Source organism: Streptomyces sp. NPDC004435, assembly GCF_042873895.1.
Classification (GTDB): Bacteria; Actinomycetota; Actinomycetes; order Streptomycetales; family Streptomycetaceae; genus Streptomyces.
On the sequence record NZ_JBIAMB010000005.1, the window covers coordinates 25,301 to 42,061 of the forward strand.

Sequence of the window (16,761 nt, forward strand, 5' to 3'; positions counted from 1 at the left end):
ACAGATCCAGGCGAAGGGGTACCGCCGAAGAGGTGCCCCGCACCGAGGAGAGGGGCGCGGAGATGGTGACCACGACATGCGACACCCGTGAACGGGCGAGGGGGGCGCTGCTCGGCCTCGCCGTCGGCGACGCGCTGGGCGCCCCCGCCGAGAACATGAAGCCCTCCGAGATCCGCCGCAGGTGGGGGCGGATCGAGGGCTTCCTGACGGACCGTCCGGCGGGCACCGACGACACCGAGTACGCGATCTTCTCGGCGCTGCTGCTCGCCCGGCACGGCTCGGCGCTCACCGTCGCCCACGTGGAGCGGGCGTGGCACCGCTGGATCGCCGACCTCGACGAGGGTCCGTTCCGCGGCGCGGGCTTCTCCGAGCGCGGCACCCTGGAGAACCTCCGGCGGGGCCTCGCCGCCCCCATCTCCGCCCAGCACCGGCACGCGTGGTCGGACGGACTGGCCATGCGGGCCGCGCCGTTCGGCGTCTTCGCGGCCGGCCGGCCCGCCGAGGCGGCCCGGCTCGTCGCCATCGACGGCAGCGTCAGCCACGAGGGCGAGGGCATCTACGGCGGCCAGGCGGTGGCGGCGGGGGTCGCGGCGGCGATGTCCGGCGCGACCGTCACGTCGGTCATCGCGGCGGCCCTCTCCGTCATCCCCATGGACTCCTGGACGGCCCGGTCGCTGCGCCGCGCGGTGGTCGCGGCGCAGCGCGTCCAGCCCGACCCGCTCACCCGCGAGCGCCAGGTCCGCTCGGCGGTCGTCATCGGCGGCTACCCGTGGACCGACCTGGCCCCGGAGGCGGTGGGCCTCGCCTTCGGCGCCTTCGCCGCGGCGCGCGGCGACTTCCGTACGGCCGTCCTCACCGCCGTCAACATGGGCCGCGACGCCGACACCACGGCGGCGGTGGCCGGCGCGCTGGCCGGCGCGGCGGGCGGGATCGCGTCCATCCCGGAGGAATGGGCCTCCGCCATCACCCCGGTGACCGGCAGCTGCCTGCCCACGATGCGCGGCTACCACGTCCTGGACATCGCCGACCTCCTGACCGAAGAGGAAACCCCCTGATGACCCCCGACGCGTCCCTCACCCCCACCCCTGCGGCGCGGGTCGCCGCCACCGACCGCCCGACCGGCCGGGCCCGCATGGTCCACGCCGACCCTGCGGACCCTGCGGACCACGCCGACCGCGCCGACCGCGCCGACCGCGCCGACCGCGACAGGATCGAGGGCCTGCTCCTCGGCCTCGCCGCGGGCGACGCCGCGGGCTGGCCCGCCGCGCGGCACCGCGCCGCCCGGATGCCCGAGTGGACCCGCCGCCTCACCCGCGAGCTCGACACCTTCGCGGAGCAGAACGCGACGACCACCCTCCCCGTCCCGATCGCCCTGAACCAGCCCCCCGAGCCCCTCCGCCTCGGCCCCTCCGACGACGCCGAGTGGGCGGCCTTCACCGCGGAGGCGGTGCTTGCCGCCGCCGGCCCCCTCTTCGCCTCCCTCCCCCGCGAGCGCCGGCTCCGCGCCGCCGTGGACGTGGCCTGGAACCACCTCGCGGGGCAGATCGCGGCCGCCGCCGACCGTGCCCCCGAGATCGAGTCCGCCGTCCTCCCGCTCCGCGCCCGCATCTCGGTCCGCGCCGGCCTCGGCAATCTGGCCACCGGCCTGCGCCCGCCCGCCACCGGCCACGACAACCCGCACTACTTCGACGACGCCGCCTGCGTCCGGGCCGCCGTCCTCGCCGTCGTCCACCCCGGCGACCCGCGTGCCGCCGCCGAACTCGCCGAGTTCGACGCCCGGTACACGCAGGACGGCGACGGCGTGCACGGCGCCCGGGCCACCGCAGCGGCCGTCGCCGCGGCCCTCGGCGGCGCGGACGCCGACGGCGCCGTGGCCGCCGCGCTCGCCGAACTCCCGCCCGTCACCGAGATCGGCCGCAACGCCCGGCACGCCGTGAAGCTGGCCCGTACCGCCGACTCCGCCTTCGAACTCGTCCCGCTCCTGGAGCACCAGATCGTCGACCACGTCTACAGCTACGGCATCGCCGCCGCCGAGACCGTCCCGGTCGCGCTCGCGCTGACCGTCGCCGCGCGCGGCTCCATGACGGCCGCGGTCCCGGCGGCGGCCTGCCTCTCCCGGGTCGCCGACTCCGCGCCCGCCCTGGCCGGCGCGCTCACCGGCGCGCTGGGCGGCGGCCGTTCGGTGCCTGCGAGCTGGCGGGACGCCTGCCGGACGCTCTCCGGCTGCGCGCTCCCCCGCCTCGCCGGCACGGACCTGGTGGAACTCGCCGGGCTCCTGGGAACCACGGAACCGGCGCCCCCAGGTGGACAATTCCGACATGACACCCACACTGGATGAGCGGATCACCGGAAGTCTCCTCGGAGCCGCCGTGGGCGACGCCCTCGGCGGCCCCGTCGAGGGGTACACCCCCGAGCAGATCACCGAACGCCACGGCGGCCGCGTCACCGGCATCGTCGGCCCCTGGAACGGCGACTCCTGGCGCACCGCCCGCCCCATCGCGCCGTACCACAAGGGCGACGGGCACGTCACCGACGACACCCTGATGACCCACGCCCTGATCCGGGTGTACGAACGGGTCCGCGACCACCTCGACGCGTACGCCGTCGCCGACCACCTCGTCCCCGAACTCATGGGCACGCCCGTGTGGATCCCCGAACTGGAGGCGGAGGCCCTCCCCCTCCAGCGGGTCTTCCTCGCCGAGAAGTGGATCGTCGCCCGCCTCCACTACGGCCACGCCGACCCGCGCGAGGCCGGCACCGGAAACATCGTCAACTGCGGCGCCGCGATGTACATGGCCCCGGTCGGCCTGGTCAACGCGGCCGACCCGCACGGCGCCTACGCCGAGGCCCTGGACGTCGCCGGCGCCCACCAGTCCTCGTACGGCCGCGAGGCGGCGGGGGTCCTCGCGGCGGCGGTCGCGGCGGCCTGCGTCCCCGGCGCCACCCCGCGCACGGTCGTCGACACCGCCCTCGCCCTCGCCAAGGACGGCACCCGCGCCGCGATCGAGGCGGTCGCCGAAGTCGCCGACCGCCACCACGACTTCGAGTCCGCCCTGGCCCCGCTGCGCCGCGCGGTCGCCCCGTACGACTCCGTCGGCCCCGACTACCGCGCCCCGGGGCTGGACGCCCGCCGCCCCTCCCGCCTCCACTCCATCGAGGAGCTGCCCATCGCGCTCGGCATGCTGCTGGTCGGCGAGGGCGACTACCGCCGTACGGTCCTGGGCGCGGTCAACTACGGGCGGGACTGCGACTCCATCGCCACCATGGCGGGCGCGATCGCCGGCGCCCTGCACGGCGAGGCGGCGGTCCCCGCCGACTGGGCGAAGCGGGTGGCGGACGCCAGCCGCCTCGACCTGCGCGCCCCGGCGACCGCCCTCGCCGCCGTGGCCCACGAGGTCTTCGCCCGCGACACCGCCCGCCGCCGCGCCCACGAGTCCGCCCGCGCCGCCCTGACGGGCCCCGCCCGATGACGGACCCCACCCCGACCACCACACCCTCAGGCCCCGGCCCCGGCCCCGGCTCCGGCCGCGCCCCCGGCCCCCGGACGACCCCCGCCCCCGAGCCCGGCACCCTGGGCGCACCCGGCCCGACCCTGTCCACCGCCCCCTCCCTGGGCAGCGCCCCGCGCGCCGAGTCCGGCTCCGACGGCACCCCGCCCCCCACATCCGGCACCAGCACCGGCCTCGCCACCCCCGCCGACCACACCCGCCCCGGCCACACCCGCCCCGGCAGGAGCGCGCCCGGGCGGACCTCCCGCGCGGGCCCGCCCGCGAACGTGCCCCGCGGGGACGGCCCCGCGCCCGTCCGCCTCACGTGGGTGCAGCCCGAGGACCTCGTCGGGCACGAGCTGCGCCAGGCCGCCGAGGACGGACGGGACGCCCGGGAGATCGCGGCGCGCTGGTACGCGGCCGGCGGGCAGCCCGCGCCGCCCGCCGCCGGCGCCTCCCCCGTCCCCCGGCCGGGCCTCCGGCCCCTCGCCGAGGAGCTGCTCGACGCACTCGCCGCCCTCCCCTCCCCCCTCGCCGCCGACGAGCCCACCGAGCTCGGCGCGATCCTCGACGCCTGCCCCGACCGGCCCGCGGGCCCCCTCGTCCCCGGCGCCCGCTCCGACCCCGCCCTCCGTGACCGGCTGCACGCGGCCTGGCTCGGGCGGGCCGCCGGCTGCCTGCTCGGGAAGCCCGTCGAGAAGCTGCCGCTCGACGCGATCCGCGCACTCGCCCGGGCCGCCGGGAACTGGCCGCTCGACGACTGGTTCACCGCGCGCGGGGTCCCGCCGGAACTCCTCGCGGCCCATCCCTGGAACCGCCGCTCCGCCGCCACCTCGCTCGCCGAGAACATCGACGGCATGCCGGCGGACGACGACCTCGACCACCCCCTCCTCGCGCTGCTCCTCCTCCGCCGCCACGGCCGCGGCTTCACCACCGCCGACGTGGCCCGCCTCTGGCTCGACGAACTCCCCGCGGGACGCGCCTTCACCGCCGAGCGGATCGCCTACCGCAACCTGCTCGACGGGATCGAGCCGCCGCTGACCGCCGTCCGCCGCAACCCCTTCCGGGAGTGGATCGGCGCCCAGATCCGGGCCGACGTCCACGGCTGGACCCATCCCGGCGACCCGGCCGCCGCCGCCGCCCAGATCCACCGGGACGCCGTCCTCAGCCACACCGGGAGCGGCGTCCACGGCGCCATGTTCGTCGCCGCGACCGTGGCCGCCGCCGCGGGCGGCGGCACCGACGTCCACCGGGCGCTGACCGCCGGGCTCTCCGTCGTCCCGCCCCGCTCGCGGCTCGCCGAGGCCGTCCGGTACGGCATCCGCGCCGCCCGCGCCGACGCCGACCTCGACGCCGTCGTCGACCGGCTGCACGCCCGGTACGGCGGGTACCACTGGGTCCATGCCGTACCGAACAGCGCGCTGCTCGCCGCCGCCCTCACCCATGCGGACGGCGACTTCACCCGCTCCGTCTGCGCGGCCGTCTCCGGCGGCTGGGACACCGACTCCAACGGCGCCACCGCCGGCTCGGTCGCCGGTCTCCTCGCCGGGCACCCCGACCGGCTCCCGGACCGCTGGACCTCCCCCCTGAAGAACCGGCTCGCCACCTCGGTGCCGACCTTCGACGGCATCGGCTTCGACACCCTCGCCGACCTGACCCACCTGGAGGCAGTACGCCCATGACCAGCATCGTGGTGCTCGGGAGCACCAACATGGACCTCGTGGCCTACGTACGGCGGGCCCCGCAGCGCGGCGAGACGGTCACCGGCCGCTCGTTCCGCACGATCCCCGGCGGCAAGGGCGCCAACCAGGCGGTCGCCGCCGCCCGCGCGGGCGGCGAGGTCGCCATGATCGGCGCGGTCGGCTCGGACGAGTTCGGCTACCGGCTCAGGGACGTCCTGGAGCACTGCTCCGTCGACACGGACCTGCTCCGCACCGTGGAGGGCGCCTCCGGCACCGCGCACATCGTCGTCGACGACGAGGGCGGCAACGCGATCGTCGTCGTCCCCGGCGCCAACGCCACCGTCACCTCCCTCACCCACGGCGACGAGGCGCTGATCGACACCGCCGACCTGCTCCTCCTCCAGCTCGAACTCCCCCTCTCCGTCGTCGTCGCGGGCGCCGCCCACGCCCGCACCCGCGGTGTGCGCACCGTCCTCACCCCGGCTCCCGCCCAGCCGCTCCCGCCCGACCTCTTCGACGTCACCGACCTGCTGGTGCCCAACGAGCACGAGGCAGCCACCCTCACCGGCCGCTCCGACCCGCGCGCCGCCGCGCTCGCCCTCCTCGAAGCCGTCCCCGAGGTCGTCGTCACCCTCGGCTCGGCCGGCTGCCTCTACGCGGCGCGCGGCAGGGATCCGCTCACCGTGCCCGCCCCGCGCGTGCGGGCCGTCGACACCACCGCGGCCGGCGACACCTTCGTCGGCGCGCTGGCGGTCGCCCTCGGTGAGGGCCGCCCGGTGCCGGACGCGCTCGCCTGGGCGGGCACGGCCGCCGCCCTCTCCGTCCGCCGCGAGGGCGCGTCGACCTCGATGCCGTACCGCACCGAGATCGAGGCGGCCCACGGCTCCCCCGAGTCCCTGGAGGCCGATCCCGTATGACCACCGCACCCACCGCACCCCACGCGCCCCAGGCCCCGCCCCTCCAGGGGCTGCGCGTCCTCGATCTGGCGACGCTCTTCGCCGGGCCGCTGGCCGCCATGATGCTCGGCGACTTCGGTGCCGACGTCGTCAAGGTCGAGCACCCCCGCAAACCGGACCCGTCCCGGGGCCACGGCCCCGCCAAGGACGGGGTGGGCCTGTGGTGGAAGGTCCTGGGCCGCAACAAGCGGACCATCACCCTCGACCTGTCCACCCCCGGCGGCCGGGACACCCTGCTCCGGCTGGCCGCCGACGCCGACGTGATCGTGGAGAACTTCCGCCCCGGCACCCTGGAGCGCTGGGGTCTGGGCTGGGAGGAGCTGTCCACGGTCAACCCCCGGCTGGTGCTGGCCCGGGTGACCGGCTTCGGCCAGTTCGGGCCGTACGCCCACCGTCCCGGCTTCGGCACCCTCGCCGAGGCGATGAGCGGCTTCGCCGCCATCACCGGCGAACCGGACGGCCCGCCGACCCTGCCGCCCTTCGGCCTCGCCGACTCGATCGCCGCCCTCGCCACCGCGTACGCCGTGATGACCGCGCTCACCGCGAGGACCGCCACCGGCCACGGCCAGGTCGTGGACATGGCCATCATCGAGCCGATGCTGTCCGTCATCGGCCCCCACCCCCTCTGGTACGACCAGCTCGGCTACGTCCAGCCGCGCACCGGCAACCGCTCCCGCAACAACGCTCCCCGCAACACCTACCGGACCTCCGACGGGTCCTGGGTGGCCGTCTCCACCTCGGCGCAGTCCATCGCCGAGCGCGTCCTGCGCCTGGTCGGCCGCCCCGAGCTGATCGACGAGCCGTGGTTCGCCGACGGCAGCGGGCGGGCCGCGCACGCCGAGGTCCTCGACGAGGCCGTCGGCACCTGGATCGCCCGGCACACCCGTGACGAGGCCATGGACGCCTTCGAGAAGGCGGAGGCGGCGATCGCCCCGGTCTACGACGTCCGGGACGTCCTCGCCGACCCGCAGTACCAGGCGCTCGGCACGGTCACCGAGGTCCCGGACCCGGAGCTGGGCCCGATCCGCATGCAGAACGTGCTCTTCCGGCTCTCGGAGACCCCGGGCGCCATCCGCTGGGCCGGCCGCCCGCACGGCGCCGACACCGACGAGGTCCTCACGGCGGCCGGCCTCACCCCGGACGAGATCGACCACCTGCGCGCGCGGGGGTCGGTATGAGCGTCCCCGCCGCCGGCACCGGCGCCGACGCCCGGCCCCGCGCCCCCCGCCGCCCCGCCCTCACCTGGCTGTACGCCCCGGGCGACCGCCCCGAGGTGGTCCGCAAGGCGCTCGGCTCCGGCGCCCACGTCGTCATCGTGGACCTGGAGGACGCGGTCGCCCCGGACCGCAAGGCGTACGCCCTCGACGCCACCGTCGATCTGCTCTCCGACGCCCACCCCGTCCCGGTGCACGTCCGCATCCACGCCCCGCGCGACATCCCCGTCCTGGCCTCCCTCCCGGGCCTCTCCGGTCTCCGTGTACCCAAGGTGACACACGCCTCCGACATCCACCGGATCAGCGAGCTCGCCCCCGGTCTCCCGCTCTACCCGCTCCTGGAGAGCGCGCTGGCCGTGGAGCACGCGTACGCCATCGCCACCGCCCACCCGGCGGTCCGCGGCCTCTCCCTCGGCGAGGCCGACCTCCGCGCCGACCTGGGGGTGCGGGACGACAGCGGCCTGGACTGGCCGCGCAGCCGGGTCGTGGTCGCCGCCCGCGCCGCCGCGCTGCCGCCGCCGGTCCAGTCGGTCCACGCGGACATCGGCGACCTGGACGCGCTCGCCGCCGGCTGCGCCCGGGGCCGGGCGCTGGGCTTCCTCGGGCGGGCGGCCATCCACCCCCGGCAGCTCCCCGTCATCGAGCGGGCCTATCTGCCCACCCCGCAGGAGGTCGACGCGGCCCGCGCGGTGGTGGCGGCGGCCACGACCGACCGGGGTGCGCTGGCCCTGGCGGACGGCCGGTTCGTGGACGCGGCGGTGGTGGCGGGCGCCCACCGTGTCCTGGCTCTCGCGGACCGCGCCGTCTGAGCCGTACCCGGGCATGCGCGAGGGCCGCCGCGACCTCCTCGGTCCCGGCGGCCCTCGTGTCCGTGAGGGGTGGCGTCAGCCCTTGGCGGCCGACCCGGCGCCGTTCCCGGCCCCGTTCTCCACGTCCTCGTCGGCGGCTTCCGCCGCCTCCGGCTCCGCGTCCGTCCCGTCCCGCTCGGCGGTGTCCGCGTCCTCGCCGGACACCTTCTTGCGGGAGCGCGGCTCCACGATCTCCTCGCGGCCCGGCCGGATCCGCGCCGAGACCACCATGTAGACCACGGCGAGGACGAAGACGATGATCGCGGTCCACACGTTCAGGCGCAGGCCCAGGATGTGGTGGGCCTCGTCGACGCGCATGTACTCGATCCACGCGCGGCCGGCGCAGTAGGAGGCCACGTACAGGGCGAAGGCGCGGCCGTGGCCCAGCTCGAAGCGGCGGTCGGCCCAGATCACGAGGACGGCGACACCGATGCACCACAGCGACTCGTAGAGGAAGGTCGGGTGGTAGAGCCCGGCCTCACGGTTGGCGCTCTCGGTGATCTTCAGCGCCCACGGCAGGTCGGTGGGCTTTCCGTACAGCTCCTGGTTGAACCAGTTGCCCCAGCGGCCGACGGCCTGGGCGAGGGCGATGCCGGGGGCGATCGCGTCCGCGTACGCGGGGAGCGGGATGCCCCGGCGGCGGCAGCCGATCCAGGCGCCGACGGCTCCGAAGGCGATGGCGCCCCAGATGCCGAGGCCGCCCTCCCAGATCTTGAAGGCGTCGACCCAGTTCTCACCCTCGCTGAAGTACAGCTGGTAGTCGGTGATCACGTGGTAGAGGCGTCCGCCGACGAGGCCGAAGGGCACCGCCCAGACGGCGATGTCGGCCACCGTGCCGGCGGCGCCGCCCCGGGCGATCCAGCGCTTGTTGCCGAGCCAGACGGCGACGAAGACACCGAGGATGATGCAGAAGGCGTAGCCGCGCAGCGGAATCGGTCCGAGGTGGAGGACACCGGTCGACGGGCTGGGAATGTAGGCAAGGTCCATGGCAGGTCCGACGCTACCCTGCCGGGCGGGCGGACCGGCAGCCCACCCGGCAACGTCTGGATAACTAACCCCGCCGCTGCCCCGCCGCTAGCCCGCCGACGGGGAGGCGGTGCCCGGCTTCTTGCCCTTGTTGGCCTCGGCGACCCACTTCTTCAGGTTCTCCGGGGAGATCTGCTCCTCGCCCTTGGTCGGGAAGATCGATTCTCCGTTGAGCAGGACGGTCGGGGTGCCGCGGAAGCCGCCGGCCTGGAACGCCTCGTTGGACTTCTCGACCCAGCCGTCGTGGGTGCCGTCCTCGACGCAGGAGCGGAACGCCGGGGTGTCGAGTCCGGGGACCTTGGCGGCCAGCTCGATCAGCTTGGCGTTGTCGCCGAAGGCGTCGTCGGTCTCCTGCGGCTGGTTGATGTAGAGCGTGTCGTGGTACGCGGTGAACTTGCCGGCGTCCTGGGCGCACGCCGCGGCGTTGGCCGCGCGCAGCGAGCCGCTGCCGCCCATGTTGCCGTCGATGAGGGTGGCGAGGTGGTACTCGGTCTTGACGGCGCCCGCGGCCTCCAGTTCGTGGATGGCGTCCCGCATGACGTTCTCGAACTGGGCGCAGGCGGGGCAGCGGAAGTCCTCCCAGATCTGGAGGGTGGACGGGGCGTCCGCCTTGCCGGTGGGGATGGCCGGCTTGTCGCCGTCGACCGCGCCGGTGGGGGCGACGACGGGTCCGGCCTTGGCGGAGTCCCCGTCCTTGCCGCTGTTGGCGGCGATCACTCCGACGACGGCGGCGAGGCCGAGGACACCGACCACTCCCGCCGTCACGATCAGGACGCGTCGCTGCTTCTCGCGGGCCTTCTCTCGCTCGCGCTGCTGCTGGAGGCGCTCCCGCGCGCTCTTGTTACTACCGTCACGGTTCTTCTCGCTCACGCCCACAGCAACGAACCGGGGAGGCGCGTCCGCGCCTCCCCGGTCCGATATCCACCCGGATGGACTACTCCGGTCGGGACGTGCGGCGCACACCCTCCGCGAGTTCGGCCGCCAGTTCCTTTACGGCGGCGAGTCCGGCGGCCTCGTCGCCGTCGGCGTCGAGGATCCGCTGGACGAAGGCCGAGCCGACGATGACGCCGTCGGCGAAGGCGGCGACCTCGCGGGCCTGGTCGGCGTTGGAGACGCCGAGGCCGACGCAGACCGGGATCTTCGAGGTGACGCGGGTGCGCCGGACGAGGTCGGCGGCCTGCTCGCCGACGGACGCGCGGGTGCCGGTGACGCCCATGAGGGAGGCGGCGTAGACGAAGCCGGAGCCGACCGCGGTGATGGTGGCGAGCCGCTCGTCCCTGCTGCTGGGGGCGACGACGAAGACGGTGGCGAGGCCGTGCTCGTCGGCGTGCTTCCGCCAGAGGGCGGACTCCTGCACCGGGAGGTCGGGCAGGATGCAGCCGGCGCCGCCGGCCTCGGCCAGCTCCCGGACGAAGCGCTCGACGCCGTACCGGTCGATCGGGTTCCAGTAGGTCATGACGAGGACCGGCTTGCCGGTGGCCTCGTGGGCCTCCTTCACCGTCCGCATGACGTCGGCGATCTTGACGCCGCCGCGCAGGGCGATGTCGTCCGCGGTCTGGATGACGGGGCCGTCCAGGACCGGGTCGCTGTGCGGGAGGCCGACCTCGACGATGTCGGCGCCGCCGTCGAAGACGGCCTTGATCGCCTTGATGCCGCCGTCCACGGTCGGGAAGCCGGCCGGGAGGTACGCGATGAGCGCGGCCCGGTCCTCGGCCTTCGCGCGCTCCAGGGTGTCGGCGAGCAGCTGAAGGTTTCCGGTGGTCACTTCGACCCCTCCCCGTCGTACAGGCCGAAGTAGCGCGCGGCCGTGTCCATGTCCTTGTCGCCCCGGCCGGAGAGGTTGACGAGGAGGAGCGCGTCCTTGCCGAGCTCCTTGCCGACCTCCAGGGCCCCGGCGAGGGCGTGGGCCGACTCGATGGCCGGGATGATGCCCTCGGTGCGGGAGAGCAGCCGCAGCGCCTGCATGGCGGCGTCGTCGGTGACCGCCCGGTACTCGCCGCGCCCGCTGTCCTTGAGGTAGGCGTGCTCGGGGCCGATGCCCGGGTAGTCGAGGCCGGCCGAGATCGAGTACGGCTCGGTGATCTGGCCCTCCTCGTCCTGGAGGACGTAGCTGCGGGAGCCGTGCAGGATGCCGGGCTCGCCGGCGGTGAGGGTGGCCGCGTGCTCGCCGGTCTCGACGCCGTGGCCGGCCGGCTCGCAGCCGATGAGCCGGACCGAGGCGTCGGGCAGGAAGGCGTGGAAGAGGCCGATGGCGTTGGAACCGCCGCCGACGCAGGCGACGGCCGCGTCGGGGAGGCGGCCGGCGCGCTCCAGGAGCTGGCGGCGGGCCTCGACGCCGATGACGCGGTGGAAGTCGCGGACCATCGCGGGGAAGGGGTGGGGTCCCGCCACGGTGCCGAACAGGTAGTGCGTCCGGTCGACGTTGGCGACCCAGTCGCGGAACGCCTCGTTGATGGCGTCCTTGAGGGTGCGGCTGCCGGACTTCACGGCGACGACCTCGGCGCCGAGGATCCGCATCCGGGCCACGTTGAGGGCCTGGCGCTGGGTGTCGACCTCGCCCATGTAAATGGTGCAGTCGAGGCCGAAGAGGGCGCAGGCGGTGGCGGTGGCGACGCCGTGCTGGCCGGCGCCGGTCTCGGCGATGACGCGGGTCTTGCCCATGCGCTTGGTGAGCAGGGCCTGGCCGAGCACGTTGTTGATCTTGTGCGAGCCGGTGTGGTTGAGGTCCTCGCGCTTGAGGAAGATCCGGGCGCCGCCGGCGTGCTCGGCGAACCGGGGCACCTCGGTGAGGGCGCTGGGGCGGCCGGTGTAGTTGGCCATGAGGTCGCCGAGCTCGCGGGCGAACTCGGGGTCGTTCTTGGCCTTCTCGTACTCGACGGCCACCTCGTCGACGGCGGCGACGAGGGCCTCGGGGATGAACTTGCCGCCGAAGGCGCCGAAGTAGCCCTCGGGCGACGGGACCTGGCCCTCCGGGTCCGGGATGAAGAACTCGCTGGTCATGCTGATGCTGCTCCTCGCGGGGCGATGCGGTCGTGAAGGGACGTGACTCGCTTCGTACGCGCGCGGCGCCCCCTGCCGGGCCGGGGCTTTCCGGGCCTGGAGCCGCACCGGGGTACGACTCCGTACGGGTGCGGGTTCAGGCACCGGTGCGGAGGCACCCGCGAGGGGTGCCGTCCCGGAAAAGGTCGGTCAGAGGAGCGCGCGCGTGTCGCGGGCGCGCCATCGCATGCCGGGGACCGTGCCCGGCTCCGCGCCGATGCAGTGCCGGACCCGGCGGCCGTGGACACGGCGGGCGGGCGCCCGGCAGCCCCGGGGCCGGCAGCCCCGGGCGAGCCGCGCGTGGGCGGCCACGGACACCGCGCGCGGTCCGACCGGCCCGCGGGCTGCGGAGCCCGGGGCGGTCGGCACGGCGACGCGGTGCGGGGTCATGGCGCGGCCGTCAGCTCCGGCCGTGCCGCAGCGCCGGGTGGGCGCCCGCGGCGACGAGGTCGGCGACGGCGGTCTTCGGGTCGCGGCCGGTGACCAGGGACTCCCCGACGAGCACCGCGTCGGCGCCGGCGTTGGCGTACGCGATGAGGTCGTGCGGGCCGCGGACGCCGGACTCGGCGATCTTGACGATGCCGGCCGGGATCTCGGGGGCGACGCGCTCGAAGGTGGAGCGGTCGACCTGGAGGGTCTTGAGGTTGCGGGCGTTGACGCCGATGATCCGGGCGCCCGCCTCGACCGCGCGCTCGACCTCCTCCTCGTCGTGGACCTCGACGAGCGGGGTGAGCCCGATGGACTCGGCGCGCTCGATGAGGGAGACGAGGGCCTCCTGCTCCAGGGCCGCGACGATGAGGAGCGCGAGATCCGCTCCGTACGCCCGGGCCTCCCAGAGCTGGTAGGCGGTGACGATGAAGTCCTTGCGCAGGACCGGGATGTCCACCCGGGCGCGCACGGCCTCCAGGTCGGCGAGCGAGCCGCCGAAGCGGCGCTGCTCGGTGAGGACGGAGATGACGGCGGCGCCGCCCGCCTCGTAGTCGGCGGCGAGTCCCGCCGGGTCGGCGATGGCCGCGAGCGCTCCCTTGGACGGGCTCGACCGCTTGACCTCGCAGATCACGGTGACGCCTTCGCCGCGCAGCGCGGCGACTCCGTCCTTGGCCTGCGGGGCCTTGGCGGCCCGGTCCTTGAGCTCGTCGAGGGAGACCCGCGCCTGCCGCTCTGCGAGGTCGGCGCGCACGCCTTCGATGATCTCGTCGAGCACACTCACGCGAGAGGCCCCCTTCCGGGACGGTGACGGTTCCACGGAACCTGATGAGCAGGGTTCAGCCATGTCCGATGGTATCCGCAGGTGACCGTCTGATCCGCATCGAGCGGCGCGGCGTCCCATCAGCTGGGACTTCAGGGGGCCAGCGCGGAGCCGAACGGAAGGTTCCGCATCACCGCGAAAAGGGCGGTCAGCGCCCCGATCGCCCACCACCACGCCGGCTTCAGGGTGATCCGGGTCGGCGTGCCGCGGACGACGCGAATCAGCCATACGGCCATGAGGACGGCACAGACCGCGTAGCCGGCGACGGCGAGCGCGTTGGCACCGAGCGCGGTCGCGAGGTCGCCGTGGGCGACGGCGTGGGCGCTGCGCAGCCCGCCGCAGCCGGGGCAGTACAGGCCGGTGAAGCGGAGCAGCGGGCAGACCGGGTAGTGGCCGGGTTCGTTGGGGTCGACGGCGGCCACGTACGCGAAGGCGGCGGCGGTGCCGGCGAGGGTGGCGAGCGGGGCGAGCAGCCGCCGGCCGAGCGGGCGGCTGCGGAACTCCTCGGCCTCCCGGAGCCGGGGGTCGTACGCCCCGGCGGGCCGGGGTGTGCGAGGGCTCGGCTCGGTCTGCGGTGTCGGCTCGGCGGTCACGCGGTGATTGTCGCCCGGGACGCGCCGGGACGCACGACGGCGCAGTCCGGGCGTGCCGGACTGCGCCGTTCGGGTGGTGCCGGGGTCCGCGCGGGTCGGCAGCGGACCTCGGGGCCGGGTCCTGGGGTCAGGCGCGGGCCCTGGCCGCGGCGCTCGCGGTCTCGCGGGCCGCGGCGACGGCCGGGGACTCCTTCGGCATGCCGAGGCCGGCGACCTTCATGGCGAGGCCGACGACACCGCCGAGGACGATGACACCGACGCCGGCCCAGAAGCCGGGGATGTTCGCCGCCACCATGAAGACTCCGGCGATGCAGAAGCCGATGAAGGAGATGATGACACCGGTCCAGGCGGCCGGGGTGTGTCCGTGGGCGCTGCCCGCCATGAGTTGCTCCTCGTAGATGTTGCTCGGTGGTGACGTCGAAGATGACGGCTGTCATGTGATGACGGCGTCATTCTTCCGCACATGACCCCGGGGAGGTGACTCGGGGGGTCCCGGACGATCACGCGTCGTGCGTCGGGTCCTCGCCGCGGTCGAGTGCCTTCCACAGGTCCTCGGGGCGGTCGGGGTCGCCGGCGGCGGGGCCGCGCGCCGGGCGGGGCGCGCCGGAGCGCTCGTAGCGGCCGCCCATCGCGGGCCAGCTCTTGCCGTAGCGCAGCGCGCAGAGGCCCGCGACGAGGATGAGCAGGGCGCCGGCGGCGGCCACGTAGGGCCAGGCCGTATGGGTGAGACCGGCGACGGCCGCGGCGGTGTCGCCGCTGATCCGGGCGGCCTCGGCGTCGAGGGCCGCGCTGTCGGAGGCGCCGAGGAAGGCGGCGAGGGCCGCTCCGGCGCCGCTGAGCGCGAGGAGCGCGGCGACGAGGGTGCGGCCGGCGCGGCGGACGGCGAAGACGGCGACGAGGGCGGCGAGGCCGACGATCGCGAGGGCGGTCGGGACGCCGGTGACGGTGCCGCCGTCGGCCTCGACGGGGACGGAGCCCCCGGCGACCGACGCGGTGCCCTCGGCCCAGATCTGGCCGGCGGAGAGCAGTACGACGGTGGCCCCGAGGGCACCGAGGAGCAGGGCGACGGCGAGGCTCCGCCGGCCGCCGGAGGTGACGGCCGCGCGGGCGGCTCGGGGCTGGGGTACGGGTACGGCACTCACGTACCCCACTATCCCCTACGGCTGCGATGAACCTTTCATCCGGTTGGCGGTGTGTACGGCGCGGAGGACGGCGGCGGCCTTGTTGCGGCACTCGGCGTCCTCGGCGGCCGGGTCGGAGTCGGCGACCACACCCGCTCCGGCCTGGACGAACGCGGTGCCGTCGCGGAGCAGGGCGGTGCGGATGGCGATGGCGGTGTCGGAGTCGCCGGCGAAGTCGAGATAGCCGACGCACCCGCCGTACAGGCCTCGGCGGGAGGGCTCCAGCTGCTCGATGATCTGCATCGCGCGGGGCTTGGGCGCGCCGGAGAGGGTGCCGGCGGGGAAGCAGGCGGTGAGGACGTCGAAGGCGGTCCTCCCTTCGGCGACCCGGCCGGTGACGGTGGACACGATGTGCATGACGTGGGAGTACCGCTCGATCGACATGAAGTCGACGACCTCCACGGAGCCGGGGGCGCAGACCCTGCCGAGGTCGTTGCGGCCGAGGTCGACGAGCATGAGGTGCTCGGCGCGCTCCTTGGGGTCGGCGAGCAGTTCCTCGGCGAGGTCGTGGTCCTCCTGCGGGGTGGCGCCGCGGTGCCGGGTGCCGGCGATGGGGTGGAGCATCGCCTGCCCGTCCTCGACCTTGACGAGGGCCTCGGGGCTGGAGCCGACGACGTCGAAGCCGTTCTCGAAGCGGAAGAGGTACATGTACGGGGACGGGTTGGTGGCCCGCAGGACCCGGTAGACGTCGAGGGCGGAGGCGGTGCAGGGGGTCTCGAAGCGCTGCGAGGGGACGACCTGGAAGGCCTCGCCGGCCCGGATCCGCTCCTTGATGTCCTCGACGGCGTCCTGGTAGGCCGCACCGCCCCAGAGCGCCGAGTACGCGGGCAGCTCGGAGTCCGGGAGGGCTTCGGGGGTGGTGGCGACGGGGCGGGCGAGGTCGGCCTGCATCGCGTCGAGACGGGCGACGGCGTGCGCGTACGCCTCGTCGACGCCGGTCTCCAGGTCGTTGTGGTTGATCGCGTTGGCGATCAGGAGGACCGAGCCGTCCCAGTGGTCGAGGACGGCGAGGTCGCTGGTGAGGAGCATCGTGAGCTCGGGGAGCTCCAGGTCGTCGCGGGTGGAGTCCCCGATCCTCTCCAGCCGGCGCACGATGTCGTAGCCGAGGTAGCCGACCATGCCGCCGGTGAAGGGCGGCAGCCCGCCCGCGAGGTCGCGCGAGGTGTGGAGGGTCTCGACGGTGGCGCGCAGGGCGGCGAGCGGGTCGCCGTCCGTGGGGACGCCGACCGGCGGGGTGCCGAGCCAGTGGGCCTGGCCGTCCTTCACCGTCAGGGTGGCGTCGCTGCGGACGCCGACGAAGGAGTAGCGGGACCAGCTGCGGCCGTTCTCCGCGGATTCGAGGAGGAAGGTGCCGGGGCGTTCGGCGGCGAGCTTGCGATAGAGCCCGACCGGGGTGTCGCCGTCCGCGAGGAGCCTGCGGCTGACGGGGATGACGCGGCGGTCGGCCGCCAGCTTGCGGAAGGTCTCGAGATCCATGGCGCCAGA

General features: G+C 75.2%; 17 protein-coding genes. 7 read left to right on the top strand and 10 right to left on the bottom strand.

What is annotated here, in order from left to right:
* Positions 1-62 precede the first annotated feature (62 nt).
* Genes ACFYT9_RS10190 through ACFYT9_RS10220 form a run of 7 tightly spaced genes read left to right on the top strand, consistent with a single transcriptional unit; the run spans position 63 to position 8,149 of the window.
* Positions 63-1,055 carry an ADP-ribosylglycohydrolase family protein gene (locus ACFYT9_RS10190; RefSeq protein WP_389162141.1) on the top strand — a complete coding sequence of 331 codons (993 nt, stop codon included), beginning with the start codon at positions 63-65 and terminating at the stop codon, positions 1,053-1,055.
* Positions 1,055-2,338 carry an ADP-ribosylglycohydrolase family protein gene (locus ACFYT9_RS10195; protein ID WP_389162143.1) on the top strand — a complete coding sequence of 428 codons (1,284 nt, stop codon included), beginning with the start codon at positions 1,055-1,057 and terminating at the stop codon, positions 2,336-2,338. Before ACFYT9_RS10190 ends, ACFYT9_RS10195 begins: the two co-directional genes overlap by 1 nt.
* Positions 2,319-3,470 (top strand): ADP-ribosylglycohydrolase family protein, encoded by a 1,152-nt coding sequence (locus ACFYT9_RS10200; protein WP_387270726.1) that lies wholly within the window; start codon positions 2,319-2,321, stop codon positions 3,468-3,470. The genes ACFYT9_RS10195 and ACFYT9_RS10200 overlap by 20 nt, the downstream gene beginning before the upstream one ends.
* Positions 3,467-5,170 carry an ADP-ribosylglycohydrolase family protein gene (locus ACFYT9_RS10205; RefSeq protein ID WP_389162146.1) on the top strand — a complete coding sequence of 568 codons (1,704 nt, stop codon included), beginning with the start codon at positions 3,467-3,469 and terminating at the stop codon, positions 5,168-5,170. The genes ACFYT9_RS10200 and ACFYT9_RS10205 overlap by 4 nt, the downstream gene beginning before the upstream one ends.
* Complete coding sequence (gene rbsK, locus ACFYT9_RS10210) at positions 5,167-6,087, top strand: ribokinase (protein WP_376596529.1); 921 nt, start codon at positions 5,167-5,169, stop codon at positions 6,085-6,087. The genes ACFYT9_RS10205 and rbsK overlap by 4 nt, the downstream gene beginning before the upstream one ends.
* Entirely contained in the window at positions 6,084-7,304 is a 1,221-nt protein-coding gene (locus tag ACFYT9_RS10215; protein ID WP_387270729.1) for a CaiB/BaiF CoA transferase family protein, read from the top strand. The genes rbsK and ACFYT9_RS10215 overlap by 4 nt, the downstream gene beginning before the upstream one ends.
* Entirely contained in the window at positions 7,301-8,149 is an 849-nt protein-coding gene (locus tag ACFYT9_RS10220) for an HpcH/HpaI aldolase/citrate lyase family protein (protein WP_387270730.1), read from the top strand. Before ACFYT9_RS10215 ends, ACFYT9_RS10220 begins: the two co-directional genes overlap by 4 nt.
* 75 nt (positions 8,150-8,224) lie before the next feature.
* On the opposite strand, the gene lgt is transcribed toward ACFYT9_RS10220, so the two are convergent.
* From lgt to ACFYT9_RS10270, 10 genes are all read right to left on the bottom strand, one after another.
* Positions 8,225-9,175, bottom strand: a complete 951-nt coding sequence (gene lgt / locus ACFYT9_RS10225) for a prolipoprotein diacylglyceryl transferase (RefSeq protein WP_389162148.1) — start codon at positions 9,173-9,175, stop codon at positions 8,225-8,227.
* Between the two features lie 87 nt (positions 9,176-9,262).
* Entirely contained in the window at positions 9,263-10,084 is an 822-nt protein-coding gene (locus tag ACFYT9_RS10230) for a DsbA family protein (protein WP_387270731.1), read from the bottom strand.
* A gap of 64 nt (positions 10,085-10,148) precedes the next feature.
* Positions 10,149-10,979 (bottom strand): tryptophan synthase subunit alpha, encoded by an 831-nt coding sequence (trpA, locus tag ACFYT9_RS10235; RefSeq protein WP_387270732.1) that lies wholly within the window; start codon positions 10,977-10,979, stop codon positions 10,149-10,151.
* Positions 10,976-12,214 carry a tryptophan synthase subunit beta gene (gene trpB, locus ACFYT9_RS10240; protein WP_376596540.1) on the bottom strand — a complete coding sequence of 413 codons (1,239 nt, stop codon included), beginning with the start codon at positions 12,212-12,214 and terminating at the stop codon, positions 10,976-10,978. Before trpB ends, trpA begins: the two co-directional genes overlap by 4 nt.
* A gap of 189 nt (positions 12,215-12,403) precedes the next feature.
* Positions 12,404-12,643, bottom strand: coding sequence for a tryptophan biosynthesis modulator TrpM (gene trpM / locus ACFYT9_RS10245; protein ID WP_387270733.1), 240 nt, complete (start codon positions 12,641-12,643; stop codon positions 12,404-12,406).
* A 10-nt stretch (positions 12,644-12,653) separates the two neighbouring features.
* The gene (trpC, locus tag ACFYT9_RS10250; RefSeq protein WP_376596544.1) at positions 12,654-13,463 is read right to left on the bottom strand and encodes an indole-3-glycerol phosphate synthase TrpC; all 810 of its coding nucleotides are present in this window, start codon (positions 13,461-13,463) and stop codon (positions 12,654-12,656) included.
* Between the two features lie 131 nt (positions 13,464-13,594).
* Positions 13,595-14,095, bottom strand: a complete 501-nt coding sequence (locus ACFYT9_RS10255; RefSeq protein WP_389162151.1) for a DUF2752 domain-containing protein — start codon at positions 14,093-14,095, stop codon at positions 13,595-13,597.
* Between the two features lie 127 nt (positions 14,096-14,222).
* Positions 14,223-14,477: an HGxxPAAW family protein gene (locus ACFYT9_RS10260; RefSeq protein ID WP_387270735.1), complete on the bottom strand. Its 255-nt coding sequence runs from the start codon at positions 14,475-14,477 to the stop codon at positions 14,223-14,225.
* Positions 14,478-14,595: 118 nt separating this feature from the next.
* Positions 14,596-15,246, bottom strand: a complete 651-nt coding sequence (locus ACFYT9_RS10265; RefSeq protein ID WP_387270736.1) for a TIGR02234 family membrane protein — start codon at positions 15,244-15,246, stop codon at positions 14,596-14,598.
* 6 nt (positions 15,247-15,252) lie between these two features.
* Positions 15,253-16,752 carry an anthranilate synthase component I gene (locus ACFYT9_RS10270; RefSeq protein ID WP_389162154.1) on the bottom strand — a complete coding sequence of 500 codons (1,500 nt, stop codon included), beginning with the start codon at positions 16,750-16,752 and terminating at the stop codon, positions 15,253-15,255.
* Between the last annotated feature and the right edge of the window lie 9 nt (positions 16,753-16,761).

Excerpts from the sequence above, each read along its gene's own strand:
- ACFYT9_RS10270 (WP_389162154.1), bottom strand. The coding sequence starts at position 16,752 with ATGGATCTCGAGACCTTCCGCAAGCTGGCGGCCGACCGCCGCGTCATC.
- rbsK (WP_376596529.1), top strand. The coding sequence starts at position 5,167 with ATGACCAGCATCGTGGTGCTCGGGAGCACCAACATGGACCTCGTGGCC.
- ACFYT9_RS10215 (WP_387270729.1), top strand. The coding sequence starts at position 6,084 with ATGACCACCGCACCCACCGCACCCCACGCGCCCCAGGCCCCGCCCCTC.
- ACFYT9_RS10260 (WP_387270735.1), bottom strand. The coding sequence starts at position 14,477 with ATGGCGGGCAGCGCCCACGGACACACCCCGGCCGCCTGGACCGGTGTC.
- ACFYT9_RS10220 (WP_387270730.1), top strand. The coding sequence starts at position 7,301 with ATGAGCGTCCCCGCCGCCGGCACCGGCGCCGACGCCCGGCCCCGCGCC.
- ACFYT9_RS10205 (WP_389162146.1), top strand. The coding sequence starts at position 3,467 with ATGACGGACCCCACCCCGACCACCACACCCTCAGGCCCCGGCCCCGGC.
- trpM (WP_387270733.1), bottom strand. The coding sequence starts at position 12,643 with ATGACCCCGCACCGCGTCGCCGTGCCGACCGCCCCGGGCTCCGCAGCC.
- ACFYT9_RS10195 (WP_389162143.1), top strand. The coding sequence starts at position 1,055 with ATGACCCCCGACGCGTCCCTCACCCCCACCCCTGCGGCGCGGGTCGCC.
- lgt (WP_389162148.1), bottom strand. The coding sequence starts at position 9,175 with ATGGACCTTGCCTACATTCCCAGCCCGTCGACCGGTGTCCTCCACCTC.
- trpB (WP_376596540.1), bottom strand. The coding sequence starts at position 12,214 with ATGACCAGCGAGTTCTTCATCCCGGACCCGGAGGGCCAGGTCCCGTCG.
- ACFYT9_RS10200 (WP_387270726.1), top strand. The coding sequence starts at position 2,319 with ATGACACCCACACTGGATGAGCGGATCACCGGAAGTCTCCTCGGAGCC.
- ACFYT9_RS10190 (WP_389162141.1), top strand. The coding sequence starts at position 63 with ATGGTGACCACGACATGCGACACCCGTGAACGGGCGAGGGGGGCGCTG.